Annotated in this window: 12 protein-coding genes and 1 pseudogene; 9 read left to right on the top strand and 4 right to left on the bottom strand. The window is 59.1% G+C overall.

The window, feature by feature from the left end; all coding sequences use genetic code 11:
- Positions 1–76 precede the first annotated feature (76 nt).
- Positions 77–1540, bottom strand: a complete 1464-nt coding sequence (locus tag AS026_RS04575) for a multicopper oxidase family protein (RefSeq protein WP_062368740.1) — start codon at positions 1538–1540, stop codon at positions 77–79.
- A gap of 566 nt (positions 1541–2106) precedes the next feature.
- Between AS026_RS04575 and AS026_RS04570 the strand changes: the two genes are divergently transcribed.
- Together AS026_RS04570 and cueR are read left to right on the top strand one after the other, a co-directional pair.
- Positions 2107–4584: a heavy metal translocating P-type ATPase gene (locus AS026_RS04570; RefSeq protein ID WP_062368739.1), complete on the top strand. Its 2478-nt coding sequence runs from the start codon at positions 2107–2109 to the stop codon at positions 4582–4584.
- Between the two features lie 54 nt (positions 4585–4638).
- Positions 4639–5106 carry a Cu(I)-responsive transcriptional regulator gene (gene cueR, locus AS026_RS04565; RefSeq protein WP_062368738.1) on the top strand — a complete coding sequence of 156 codons (468 nt, stop codon included), beginning with the start codon at positions 4639–4641 and terminating at the stop codon, positions 5104–5106.
- On the opposite strand, the gene AS026_RS04560 is transcribed toward cueR, so the two are convergent.
- Positions 5107–5637: a cytochrome c gene (locus AS026_RS04560; protein WP_062368737.1), complete on the bottom strand. Its 531-nt coding sequence runs from the start codon at positions 5635–5637 to the stop codon at positions 5107–5109.
- Positions 5638–6207: 570 nt separating this feature from the next.
- Between AS026_RS04560 and AS026_RS04550 the strand changes: the two genes are divergently transcribed.
- From AS026_RS04550 to AS026_RS04540, 3 genes are read left to right on the top strand one after another with little or no spacing between them, the layout of a single operon-like run.
- Positions 6208–8355, top strand: coding sequence for a copper-transporting P-type ATPase (locus AS026_RS04550; RefSeq protein ID WP_062368735.1), 2148 nt, complete (start codon positions 6208–6210; stop codon positions 8353–8355).
- Positions 8352–8540, top strand: a complete 189-nt coding sequence (locus tag AS026_RS04545) for a DUF2933 domain-containing protein (protein ID WP_062368734.1) — start codon at positions 8352–8354, stop codon at positions 8538–8540. Before AS026_RS04550 ends, AS026_RS04545 begins: the two co-directional genes overlap by 4 nt.
- Entirely contained in the window at positions 8540–9043 is a 504-nt protein-coding gene (locus AS026_RS04540; protein WP_062368733.1) for an SRPBCC family protein, read from the top strand. The genes AS026_RS04545 and AS026_RS04540 overlap by 1 nt, the downstream gene beginning before the upstream one ends.
- 34 nt (positions 9044–9077) lie before the next feature.
- On the opposite strand, the gene AS026_RS04535 is transcribed toward AS026_RS04540, so the two are convergent.
- Both AS026_RS04535 and copM read right to left on the bottom strand, forming a co-directional pair.
- A complete protein-coding gene (locus AS026_RS04535) occupies positions 9078–9410 on the bottom strand; it encodes a four-helix bundle copper-binding protein (protein WP_062368732.1) in 333 nt (110 codons plus the stop codon).
- A 9-nt stretch (positions 9411–9419) separates the two neighbouring features.
- Positions 9420–9880, bottom strand: a pseudogene (copM, locus tag AS026_RS43020) (CopM family metallochaperone).
- 522 nt (positions 9881–10402) lie between these two features.
- Between copM and AS026_RS04520 the strand changes: the two are divergent.
- From AS026_RS04520 to AS026_RS04510, 4 genes are all read left to right on the top strand, one after another.
- Positions 10403–10936 (top strand): cytochrome b, encoded by a 534-nt coding sequence (locus tag AS026_RS04520; protein ID WP_062368730.1) that lies wholly within the window; start codon positions 10403–10405, stop codon positions 10934–10936.
- A gap of 307 nt (positions 10937–11243) precedes the next feature.
- Complete coding sequence (locus AS026_RS04515) at positions 11244–11696, top strand: hypothetical protein (protein WP_205634448.1); 453 nt, start codon at positions 11244–11246, stop codon at positions 11694–11696.
- Positions 11697–11787: 91 nt separating this feature from the next.
- Positions 11788–12012 carry a hypothetical protein gene (locus tag AS026_RS43015; protein WP_082728432.1) on the top strand — a complete coding sequence of 75 codons (225 nt, stop codon included), beginning with the start codon at positions 11788–11790 and terminating at the stop codon, positions 12010–12012.
- Complete coding sequence (locus AS026_RS04510; protein WP_062368728.1) at positions 12009–13475, top strand: TolC family protein; 1467 nt, start codon at positions 12009–12011, stop codon at positions 13473–13475. Before AS026_RS43015 ends, AS026_RS04510 begins: the two co-directional genes overlap by 4 nt.
- Positions 13476–13480 lie beyond the last annotated feature (5 nt).

Genomic DNA, 13480 nt, shown 5'->3' with positions numbered 1-13480 from the left:
GCGGGCCGCGCAAGAGCCCGCCTTGACAAAGAAGCGCAGATGCCCCCCGGGAGTGGATGGGGCATCTGCGCCGACATCAGGCCTCGTACCCGATGTATGTCATCATCCCGCTCGCCATGTGGTACAGGTGATGACAATGGAATGGCCAATGGCCGGGGTTATCGGCGTCGAACGCAACAGTCACCGTCGACATCATCGGCAACAGGATTGTATCGCGGATGGCCCCGGTCACTCGTCGTCCGTTGACCCCGACGACCTGGAACTTGTGGCCATGTAGATGCATCGGATGAGACATCATCGACATGTTCCTGATCCCGATTTCGACGCGGTCTCCCGAAGTGACATCAAGAGCGTCGCCTTGGATGATCCATGCGTACTTCGTCATGTCTCCAGAAAGCGTGACCTCGTAGGACTTGTCGGTCCGACGTTTTGCCAAGGGTGTTAGTGGCCGGAGACCTTGTTCGAGGTCGAGCCCAAGTAATGGACCGTTTGCATCACCACTCGTGGCAATCCTTGTGACGTCCGTGCCGCGGGTGGCGAGGACAAACCCTGTCCGTTGAGGTGCGCCCTCACGAAGCGCAAGGACAGGGAAACTGCCACCCTCCTTCGGAACCGCCACTACGATATCCAGGCGTTGGCCCATTGTGGCTGGGAACTGCTGCCCCTGAACCGGCTCGATCTCGTGGCCATCGACGGCAACCAGTGTTGCGTCCAATCCTCCAGTGTCGATGGTGAAGCCAGTAGCCGTCGCGCCATTGATCAGCCGGATGCGAACGCGCCCGCCTTTCTCGACCTGGAAGACCTCTGGATCATCAAGCGTGCGGTCATTGGCGAGGTAGGCATCGTATTCGATGTCGTTGATGTCCATCCCTCCCATCGCCATTCCGTTGCCCATGGGCATTTTGCCCATGTCCATCTTCATGGAACCGCCGGACATGTTCATCATGGACCCCATGTCATGGCCGGACATGTCCATGCCTCCACCTTCGCCTTTCAGCTCGGAAAACAACTCCTCTGGGGATTTGAACGAGAAGTCGTGCAGCAGAACGACAACCTCCTGCTCGTCGCGCTTCCTGTCGTCGGCCGTGTGGATAATCAACGGCGCGGCAAGGAGGCTCTGCTCTTGCAGCGTGTGGGCATGCATCCAGTGGGTCCCGCCGTATGCAAGGGGGAAGTTATAGTGTCGGCTTTCGCCCGGCTTGATCAGGGCGGCGGGATTGTCCGGTACGCCGTCCTGGTCCCATGGCGGCGTCAGCCCATGCCAGTGGATCAATGTTGAGGCGTCGATCTGGCTCGACAATTCTACATCAAAGGCCGTGTCAGCATCGAGTATCAGCCCCGTCGAGCCGTTTGGCCGAGTCAACCCGAGAACGCTCGCAGGCTTTCCATTTACCTCGATGGTTCTCTTGACGATGTTCAGCTTCTGGGTTGATCCCGCCATGGGATTGGTCTCGGCACCTGCCCGGGCGGCGACAGAGTTGACGAAGGCATAGGCGGAGGCCGCAGCCATTGTGCGGGTAAGAAATTCACGTCTGTACATATTCGTTGTCCGGTTTCGAGAGTCTGGGCGCAATGCGCCAGCGAAGAAACGTCAGACACCAATACGAGGCGGATCGAGCCCGGGCGGCACCGAGTGGCCTGTCAACGGAGAGACCTGTATCCCATAGACGACTAAGTGAGACACCTGCAGGAATTCTGAACCTCCAGAGTAGAAAGGTGTCGCACATATCGAGCAAGTCGAGACGCAACAGTTTCCAGCGGCCGGATGCGACGATTCAGAATGCCGGTGGGCATTGTCCGTTATTGCAGCAGAGTGATCCTGCACCACAATATGAAAGGAAGCTGAGCTGTCGGCACAGTGAGCAGCGTGGGCGGCCGCAAATGGCGCGAACACCAAGCCAATGGCCACAATGACCATCGTGGCAAGACGCATCAATTTTCGATCCAAGTACCCTGCCATGCTTCTCAGCTTATTATGAACCGCTTGCGAGCGTAAACACGATGCCGTGAAGCCGCGTTGATCCACGTCAAACATCTGAAAAAAGGCCTTGACCTTCCCATCATGGGAAGGATTACTTATCTGTGCAGTGAAATGAGGAATTCCCCATGACTGCGCTCTCCCAGTTCGAAAAAAGCAAAGCCCGCCCGATACCGACCGAGTTCGAGATCGAGGGTATGTCGTGCGCATCGTGCGTCGTCCGCGTGGAGAAAGCGATCAAGGCTCTCCCCGGCGTGGATAGTGCCTCGGTCAATCTCGCTACTGAACGCGCCAGTGTGATCTTTAAGGACGTTGTTGATCCAGGCCCCGTCTTACGGGCCATTGAGGACGCTGGCTATCAGGCCAAGGTCGACACACAGGAGTTCGGTGTTGGGGGAATGACGTGCGCCTCCTGCGTGGCCCGCGTCGAGAAGGCGCTCAAAGCGGTCCCCGGCGTCATTGACGCATCGGTAAACCTGGCCACCGAGCGGGCAACTATCCGTGTGGCGGCGGGTGCTGTCGAGACACCTGCGCTTGAAGCTGCTGTAAGGAATGCCGGATACGACGTCCGCCGCTTGCACACGGCGCAGACTTGCGAAACGAAGGATCACCGAACTGCCGAAATCTCCAAGCTCAAGGTCCTCCTAGCGGTCTCGGCAACGCTCACCTTGCCACTCTTTCTACTGGAAATGGGGTCTCACTTTATCCCGGGCGTCCATGAACTGATCATGGATACCATCGGTATGGAGAACAATCTCTACCTCCAGTTCGTCCTAGCAACCATCGTCCTGTTCGGACCCGGCGTGCGCTTCTTCCGGAAGGGCGTACCGAACCTTCTGCGCTGGACCCCGGATATGAACTCGCTGGTCGTGCTCGGAACCACGGCAGCCTGGCTCTACTCCGCCGTGGCCACGTTCGCACCGGGCGTGCTGCCGTCGGGCACCGCCAACGTCTATTACGAGGCCGCAGCGGTGATCGTGACGCTGATCCTGCTTGGGCGCTTTCTCGAAGCCCGGGCCAAAGGGCAGACGAGCCAAGCAATAAAGCGGCTGATCGGCCTACAGGCAAAGACCGCGTTCGTATCGCGTAGCGACGAATTCGTCGAAACGCAGATCGAAGATGTTATCGTCGGCGACCTCCTTCGTATCCAGCCGGGCGAAAAGGTGCCGGTCGATGGCATCGTCGTCACCGGAAGCTCGTTTGTCGATGAATCGATGATCACGGGTGAACCGATCCCCGTTGAAAAGGCCGCCGAAAGCGAAGTCGTCGGAGGCACGATCAACACGAACGGCACGTTCATTTTCAAGGCGACCAAGGTCGGCAGCGACACGCTGCTGGCGCAGATCATCAAGATGGTCGAGGCCGCACAAGGATCGAAGCTGCCGATTCAGGCCCTGGTCGACAAGGTCACCGGCTGGTTCGTCCCGGCTGTCATCCTGGCTGCAGCGATCACCTTTACAGCCTGGTACCTGCTTGGTCCGTCGCCCGCCCTGAGTTTCGCGCTCGTCAACGCGGTGGCCGTCCTCATCATCGCGTGCCCCTGTGCCATGGGTCTGGCCACGCCAACCTCGATCATGGTCGGAACAGGTCGTGCGGCTGAACTCGGCATCCTGTTTCGAAAGGGTGAAGCTTTGCAGAGCCTTCGCGAAGCCGATGTGGTCGCTCTCGACAAGACCGGCACCCTGACGAAGGGGCGCCCTGAACTGACCGATATCGAGGTCCGGGACGGATATGCGGCAATCGAGGTCCTGCAACTGATCGCCAGCGTCGAGACCCTGTCGGAGCATCCGATTGCCAAGGCATTGGCGGCAGCGGCTTGGGAACGGGGTATTCGCGCTCTTCCCGTCACCGAATTCCAGGCAAACCCCGGCTTCGGCATTGAAGGCTCGGTCAACGGCCGAAAGGTTCTGGTCGGTGCTGACCGCGCCTTGGAGAAAGCGGGTATCGACATCGGCCAATTCCGTGACAAAGCCGCCGCTCTTGGCGATCAGGGGAAGTCACCGCTCTATGCGGCCATCGACGGCAATCTCGCAGCAATCATCGCGGTCTCTGATCCTGTAAAGGAAACGACCCCGGCAGCTGTGGCCGCGCTTCATGCACTGGGCCTGAAGGTGGCGATGATCACCGGCGACAACAAACGGACCGCCGACGCAATCGCCCGCCAATTGGGCATCGACGAGGTCGTGGCCGAAGTCCTTCCGGACGGTAAGGTTGAGGCGGTCAAGCGCCTGCGGGCTGGCGGTCGTAAAGTGGCCTTCATCGGCGACGGCATCAATGACGCCCCAGCTTTGACCGAAGCGGATGTCGGCCTTGCAGTCGGCACGGGGACTGACATTGCCATCGAAAGTGCCGACGTCGTGCTGATGTCCGGCGATCTGAACGGCGTGCCGAAGGCCATCGCCCTCAGCAAGGCGACGATCCGGAACATCAAGCAGAACCTGTTTTGGGCCTTTGCTTACAATGTCAGCCTGATCCCGGTGGCCGCAGGCGTGCTTTACCCGGTAAACGGCACGCTGATGTCGCCGATATTCGCAGCCGCCGCCATGGCGATGTCCAGCGTCTTCGTGCTCGGAAACGCGTTACGCCTCCGCTCTGTAAGCCCATAACCCATGCGAAGCGGGCTGGCCTAGAAAGGCCGCCCGCATTCAAGGAGATCGAACATGAACATCGGACAGGCTGCCAAGGCGAGCGGCGTTTCGGCGAAGATGATCCGCTACTACGAACAGATCAAGCTGATCACGCCCGCTCACCGAACGGAATCGAGCTACCGAACCTATGCCGACAACGACATCCACACCCTGCGCTTCATCCGCCGCGCACGTGATCTCGGGTTTTCCGTCGAGCAGATGAAGACGCTGCTCGCTCTTTGGCGAGACCGCTCTCGCGCAAGCGCGGACGTCAAGACCATCGCCATGGAGCATATTGCAGAACTGGAGCGGAAGGCTGCGGCCATCCATGCGATGACGGAGACCCTGAAGCATCTCGCCAACCACTGCCACGGTGATGAACGACCGGACTGCCCGATTATCGAGGAATTCGCCAACGCAAGCGACGAAGAGGAGGTTCCTGCCATGAACGCCCGGTTCGGCGTGAACGGGATCAGGCCCGAGCAGCCGGTGCGACGGTGATCATTCCATGCGGTATCGGACGTGACACGTCGTGCAGGTCTGCAGCATCAGGTGGAAGGCGTGTTCGGCCGGAATGGACGAAAGATCGGCCTCGCTCTGGACATGGGTGCCGAGCGGCCCGCCGCCCATCGGCTCGCCGGGCTTCATTCGCATGCTGTCGGTCATGACCGCTGGGTTCTTCTCGGCGGCGACAGCCAGCGCCGCCGCATAGGACTTGAGGTCATTTGCCAGGCGGTCGAAACGGTCGCGTTCCTCGATGATATTTGGCTTCGCCTTCGAGGCCGGAGATGCAGCTTCCGACGAGAAATGGTCGATCAGTGTCTGACCCGCCTTGTCCCGAATAAGCTCGGCTGCCCAGTTGAACTCCGGCGAAGAATAGGTTGACGGCACCTTGAACATTCCCGCGATGGACTTCGTGGCAGCGGCGATTGCCTTCATATCCGCCTGTCGGATGGTGACGATGTCGTCTGCACAAACCGCCGCAGACGCGACATTCACAAAAATCAATGTACCGACAATAGCGGACCTCATGGCATCCCTTCGCTAGCAGGATTGATGAACGAACCCGGCAAAGCCCGGCATCGACTTGAATTTGATCAAGATCAATGTCTTACTTTGCGTCTCAGCTATCTACAGACATTGGCAAGATTCAGCCCATTTCGATTTAGCGACGAGGTCTAAAGGACGGAAAGTTATGGTCGCGGTTTTCATCGCAGTCCTGCTCTTCCTTTCCCCTGTGATGCCAGGCTTCACAGCCGACCTGTCCGTTGCTTCCCACACGTACGTTTCCGCCGACAAGATTGGCCACCAAGATTGCGACGATTCGAAACAGCACACTGTCCCTGGCCAATGCTGCGCCTTGCAGTGTCTGGTGTACGTCGCAGAAACCGTTGCGACAGAAGTCCGTCATGTTCCGAGTTTCATTGAGGTCGGCTACCGGCAACCTGTCGACCACCTGACCGGTGTCATGTTCCCACCGTCGCTGGGACCACCCCGTACCGCTGCTTGATTCGAGGAGCGTGGCCAGACACGGCCGCGCGAGCTGGCAACGAAAACACGGAGTGTCTCGTGACAACGGCACATCATCACGACCATGAACATATGGCGGCATCGCCGCCGCCTACGCTAACCGGCGAACCGGTCATCTATACCTGTCCCATGCATCCCCAGATACGACAACCCGGCCCAGGGAACTGCCCGATCTGCGGCATGACGCTTGAACCCGAAGTGGTAACAGAGGAGACCGGGCCTAGCGCCGAGCTGATCGATATGCAGCGTCGGTTCTGGATCGGTTTGGTACTTTCTCTGCCAGTCCTGGCGCTGGAGATGGGCGGCCACCTCACGAACCTGCACATGCTTCTCGGCGCTCAGACGTCGAACTGGGTGCAGATGGTTCTCGCCACCCCTGTCGTCCTTTGGGCTGGCTGGCCGTTCTTTCAACGGGGATGGCAGTCCCTGGTCAGCCGTCACCTCAACATGTTTACCCTTATCGCGATGGGAACCGGCGTTGCCTGGATTTACAGTGCGGTCGCAACCGTATTCCCGGAAATCTTCCCCGAAACGGTTCGCTCGAACGAAGGCGCGGTTGCAGTCTATTTCGAGGCGGCAGCAGTCATCACCGTCCTCGTATTGTTGGGTCAGGTCCTGGAGCTTCGGGCCCGTGAGCAGACCGGCGGCGCGATCCGAGCCCTACTTGATCTAGCTCCGAAGATGGCGCGACGCGTGAAACCAGATGGTTCCGACGAAGATGTCGGCCTTGATGACATCGCCGTCGGCGACCGGTTGCGCGTTCGCCCCGGCGAGAAGGTACCGGTCGATGGCATCCTTCTCGAAGGCAGAAGCTCGGTCGACGAGTCGATGATCACCGGCGAGTCCATGCCTGTGACAAAGGAAGTCGGCTCGAAGCTGATCGGCGGCACTATGAACCAGACCGGCGGCTTCGTCATGGAGGCCGGGAAAGTCGGCCGTGACACGATGCTGTCCCAAATCGTGCGGATGGTAGCCGAGGCACAGCGCTCACGTGCGCCGATCCAACGCCTGGCAGACCAAGTGTCTGGTTGGTTCGTACCGGTCGTTATCGTCATTGCACTCATCGCCTTCGTCGCATGGCTGCTGATCGGACCCGAGCCACGGTTTGCCCATGGATTGGTCGCCGCCGTCGCTGTTCTGATCATTGCGTGCCCATGCGCCTTGGGGCTGGCGACACCGATGTCGATCATGGTTGGCGTCGGTCGCGGAGCAAGGATTGGGGTCCTGATCAAGAACGCCGAGGCACTGGAGCGGATCGAAAAGATCAATACCCTCGTGGTCGACAAGACCGGAACGCTCACCGAGGGGCGTCCACAAGTGACAGCCATCATTCCTCGCGACGGCATGGCGGCTGATGAAGTCCTGCAGTTGGCCGCCAGCCTGGAACGGTCGAGCGAGCATCCGCTTGCCCATGCCATCGTGGTCGCCGCCCAAGAGCAGAATCTTGCCTTCCAAGACGCGCAAGACTTCGACAGTCCGGTCGGCAAAGGCGTGACGGGGAATGTTTCCGGGAAGAAGCTCATCCTGGGAAGCCACAGGATCATGGCCGATGCTAAGGTCGACGTCCTGCCAATGACCGCCCAGGCGGAGGAACTCCGAGACGAAGGCGCAACGGTAATCTTCCTGGCAATCGACGGCTCGCTGGCCGGTCTCTTTGCCATAGCCGATCCGATCAAAGCGACAACCCCGCAAGCGGTCGCAGCACTGATGGACGAAGGCGTCGAAGTTGTCATGCTAACCGGCGACAACAAGACGACGGCGGCTGCGGTTGCCCTCAAGCTCGGCATCACCAAGGTGGAGGCCGAGGTCCTACCCGAAGACAAAAGCAAGATCGTCTCGCGACTGAGGAGCGAAGGCCGCATCGTTGCCATGGCAGGTGACGGCGTCAACGATGCACCTGCACTTGCGGCGGCCGACGTCGGAATTGCCATGGGAACCGGAACGGACGTCGCCATCGAAAGTGCGGGCGTAACCCTGCTCAAGGGTGATTTACAGGGCATCGTCAGGGCAAGGCAGCTTAGCCGGGCAACGATGCGCAACATCCGGCAGAACCTGTTCTTCGCCTTCATCTACAATGCTGCTGGCGTTCCGATTGCAGCGGGCGCTCTTTACCCCGTCTTCGGAATACTTCTCTCCCCCATCATTGCCGCAGCCGCCATGGCCCTGTCGTCCGTAAGCGTCGTCGGCAATTCCCTCAGGCTTAGGAGCATCGGACTATGAATTCGCGCACCTGGATTTTGATGGCGGCATCACTTGGGATCATCGTCTTGTTCTTCATGCTACGGGAGCACTGGGCGCATGCCCTTGGCATCGCCCCATACCTTCTGCTTTTGGCATGTCCATTGATGCACCTGTTCCATGGACACGGTGGCCATGGAGGTCATGACCACAAGGACGGCGCGTGATGACTTACGAGGACTCCGCGACAAGCACCATCGACCTGCTGGCTCCGCCGCAGCAGCTCTTCGCGTTCCTCGATGATCCAACCGTTGTCGGAGCCCACATGCAGAAGCCCTCGCTGATGATGCTGGGGGCCACCATGCAATACGACGTCGATCCTGGGAAGGGACAAGCTGTCGGCTCCATTGTAAAGATGCGCGGCAAGGTTCTCGGCATGGAGCTGTTCGTCGAGGAGATCATCACTGAGTGGCACCCACCGTGGCGGAAGTCGTGGAAAACGCTCGGCCGTCCGAAGTTGCTGGTCATCGACTCCTATCACATGGACTTCGTCATCAAGCCGATCTCGGAAGGCTCCCGGGTAATCGTCAAAATTCAATACTCGTATTCCCTCAGCCCGGTGGGCAGCTGGCTAGGGGGCGTTCCCGCAAAGGCATATGCGCGGTGGTGCGTATCAAAAATGACTTCAGAGGCGGGGAATCACTTCCCCCAACCTCCGAAAAGAACCTGAATGGAAGGCCGGTCACCCGGCCCTCCCGACGACCTCAGGCGGCCATCTTCTCACAGCTTTCCGCGCAGCGGCGGCAGGCATCAACGCAGCTTTCCATGTCGCCGATGCGCTCACAGTCGGCAGCGCATTCCCGGCAGATTTCCGCGCATTCACGGCAGGTGTGCTTGTGATGCGGTGTGCCGAGCAACATGAAATGCGCCGATGTACGGCACATTTCCGCGCAAGCCATCATGAGACGGAAATGGTCTGGCTTCGTATGTTCGCCACCCATTTCCAAACAGTGGGTCATCGCCATCGAAAGGCACTCCTGGTAGCAAGCCAGGCAGGTTTCGATGCAACGCTTCATCTCTTCTGATTGGTGGTGCATGACTGGCTCCTACTTGGCTTCCTTCTCGACCCACTTGGCCATGTAGGCGATCTCCTTCTTTTGCGCCGCGATGACCTTCTTCGCCATGTCCTTTGCCGCCTTGTTATCACCGTACTTCAGCTCGGCTTCGGACATGTTGATCGCACCCATGTGGTGGGCGATCATTCCGCAAACGAAAGCCACATCGGGGTCTTTCTGCATCATCCCCGTCATCATGTCGTCGTGCATCGACTTCATGCCGTCCATCACGGCCTTCTGGTAATCGCCCATTTGTCCATGGGCATATCCATCTTCATGTCACCGCCAGAAGACATGTCCATCTTCATTCCGCCGCCGGACGACGTGCCCATTTTGGCCATGTCCATCCCCTTGCATTTTTCGGGATAGGTCATTTCCTGGGAAGAAGCAGGAAGCGCTGCCAGGGAAAGGCAGGACGCGGCGAAAGCCGTCAAAAGGTACTTCGTTTTCATTGGAATTCTCCATCGAATGGGTTGATCGAAACGTCAGACCGCGAAGGCTTTCGGCGGCGGATCGATTGGCCTGATCAACAGGAGCGGGCTTGCTGCCCTATGTCCCGCAAAAAGGATGTCGTCTAACTGCAACGACGTCTCGGCTGGAAGGACGCTCGGCATAAGCGGACAGCAATGCATGTCAGTGCAGCATGCGCCTACATGTATCGTGTCCGGATGCGGCTTTTCATCATGTGAGCCTGAGTAGGCATGCACGCACTGCCCGCCCAGCGAACCAGTGTTCACCGACGGGGCCATCGCCGCGATCACCATCAAGCTCAACGCCAGGGCCACTATGACATGGGCGATTTTGCTACTAATACGGATCACTATGAATTTCCCTTTCGCATCCAAATAGCGAAAGCAGAATTTTGTTCCTGAGGGCGATATGGGCTGGGAAGCCTGGAAAGCAACCAAGGAGCGCGAAGTGGATACCCAATTTTTACAGAGTCACGGCATCCTCCACGGCAATTGGAGGATCGAATGCGCAAAGGCTACAGGGGTTATCAGATCGCCTTGCACTGGGTGATCGCTGGACTACTGCCGATACAGTACCTCACTGGAGGTAGTATTGAGCGGACCCATCATGCGGTGCACATGGGCGTGCAGCCGTCGGCGACCGACGTTCTGCAGCACCTGGTCCACAACTATGCAGGGCTTGCCATCGGCGGGTTGATGGTCCTGCGGCTTCTCCTGAGGATTATGCAGCCGCCTACAAGAGCAACGCCGGTAACACGGGCCGACCTGCTCGCGACCGCCCTCCACATTGCCTTCTATGCAGCGATCATCGGCCAAGCCGCACTTGGTTTCGTCGCCAGCTATCTGACCTTCTCCGTCGCCCCGCTTCATGTCATCGGCTCGAATGTGATCCTGATGATGGTCGCGATCCACTTCACCGCTGCTGCCTGGCATACGTTGATCAAGCGAGACGCTACAATCGACCGGATAATCCTTCCCCGCACAGACGAGCCGGTTACCTGGACCGTCAGGTCAGACGCTAACCGCATTGTTCGTTGACGTACGGAATTCGACGATTGGACCTAAGTCCGATGGCGAGGGAAGCGGTTAGTCCTAGTCTCTTCCTATCCTCTTCTCCTGGGAGGATAGTGGGAGGCCACAGCGGAGGGGTGGTTTGCAAAAGCCGGGGTGGCCTCCCTCAAACTCATTGCCGTCCGAAATTGTAGGCGGCTCAGCAAAATAGATGTTGACCTTCCAACGGTGGCAAGCCGTACACGCCCCCATGACTGCCTCACAATGGTCGCGAATCTTTGAAACGTTCGGCAGCGCAATTGAAGCGAGGCCGCTTTGGCTGTAGCTCTTGGGAATGGGCAAAATGTATCGAATCGCACTGAGCAGACTGCTCATATTCGTGCGGCTGGTGATCATCGTATCGCTGGCAGGATACACCTTGTCCAACGCAAATGCCGCCATGCATGGATCGGCGTTCCCCGAATTGCCGTCACCAATTACCGCGACCGGGCACGACCATAGTGCCATGTCTCACGATCATCACGGCATGTCCGGCCACGATCATTCGATGTCCGGTGATCAGGCGGCGGCTCAAGATGTTTCCCAGCAGCATGATCACGGGTCATCCACGGGCGATGACGACCAGTTCTCCAAACAGCAGTGCTGCAAGGATTTCTGCGGCGGCTTTGGCATTGTTTGTGAAGCTCACGACGTCGGCGGACCCGTCGTGTCTTCGATCCGGCAGTTCGTCAACGATCAAAGTCTGGTTGGCGAGCTGCCGCCTCTGTATCGACCGCCTAATATCTGAATAGCGATTAGCCCATCCTGACGGGTTCGGAAGGCATGCCGTGGCGACAGCCGCGCCTGCCGGTCGACTTCTGCTATTCGGATTTTTCAAAATGAAACCTTCCCTTTTTGTGGTGGGGCTGCCCCTCTTGGTGGGCGGCTGCGCATCCACGCCTCCTGATGTTATTGCGTCGGCGGACGTCCAGCAGACGTACTCGGTACGTCCTATTCGATACCGTTCGCCCATTTCTGGCTTCGTTGCCCGCCAGCCTGTCGATCCCAAACCCTGGCGGCAACAAAACGAGCAGCTGTCTCCGAAGAATGGAGACCAATCATGATCGCGATCAAGAGAGCGATGGCCGTGACGGCTATTCCGCTAGTTCTGGCGGGTTGCGTCAGCAGTGCCGAATACGCCGGAAAGGAAGCGGGCTTTTCCACGGTCTCCACCAAGGTCGGTGGTGCCACCGCCAAGCAGACTGTCTGGGTCCAAAATCAACAGCAGGCCCAGGCAACGTCTGCCCGTGTCAAGACGATCCTAAGCCGAAACAAGGTGCTGGACGCCGAGACTGCCGTTCAGGTCGCGCTCATCAATAACAAGGGCCTGCAGGCAGCCTATGCCGACCTCGGCGACAGTGCAGCAGATGCCTGGCAGTCGACGATGCTGCTGAACCCGACGGTTTCTGTCGGCTTCTCGGGGATCGGTGCGCCGGAACTTGAGGCGTTCCGCACAATCGAGGGGGCGATCACCACAAACCTTCTCGCGCTGATGACGAAGAAACGGGACATCGAAATTGCCGACACGCGCTTCAGGCAGGCTCAGTTGAACGCTGCCGTCCGGACCCTGCAGCTCGCGGCGGAAACCCGTCGTGCCTGGATCAACGCGGTCGCGGCATGGGAAAACGTCGGTCAGCTGCAACGAGCACAAGCAGCCGCCGACGCGGCGTCAGAACTCGCCGAAAAGCTGGGCGAAACAGGCGCAATGACCAAGGGAGGCCAGGCCCGTGAGCATGTCTTCGTTGCCGAGCTGGCTGGCGAAACGGCGAAGGCTAGGCTGACGGCCCGTCTTGCCAAGGAGGAACTCACGAGACTGATGGGCCTGTGGGGCACAGACGTCGACTATCAGGTTCCGAACAGCCTTCCGGCTCTGCCACGGTCGCTTGCCAAGCGCGATGCAATCGAGGCCGAAGCCCTCAGAAACCGTATTGATCTTCAGGTCGCCCGCCTGGAACTCGAGGCCACCGCACGATCCTATGGCCTGACCGAGGCCACCCGCTATGTCACCGACCTGGAAGTCCTGGCAGGCTTCGAGGCCGAACGCGAAGTCGAGGAGGACGGCAAGAAGAAGTGGGAAACCACCGCCGCTGGGGAGTTGGAGTTCGCGATCCCCATCTTCGACACCGGCAAGGCCCGGATGCGCAAGGCCGAGCTTGGCTACATGCGAGCCGCGAACCAATTGGCGGAGAAAGCCGTCAATGTGCGTTCGGAGGCGAGATCAGCCTACGAGGCCTACCGCTCCAACTACGACATTGCCCGGCACTACCGTAACAACGTCGTGCCGCTGCGTACCAAGGTCGAGGAAGAGTCGCTGCTCACCTACAACGGCATGATCACCAACACGTTCGAATTGCTCACCGACACTCGGGACAAGATCAATTCAATCCTGCTTTCCGTCAACGCCAAGCGAGATTTTTGGCTGGCCGACGCGAACCTCGCCCCAGCGGTCTATGGCGGCGGCTCGTCTGCGGCGGCAGCCGAGACCGAGGTTGCATCAGCATCCGAAAGCGGCGGCGGCGCTCATTGAGAAAG

This window comes from Rhizobium altiplani, assembly GCF_001542405.1.
Lineage (GTDB): Bacteria > Pseudomonadota > Alphaproteobacteria > Rhizobiales > Rhizobiaceae > Rhizobium > Rhizobium altiplani.
This window is presented reverse-complemented; position numbering and strand designations above follow the sequence as displayed.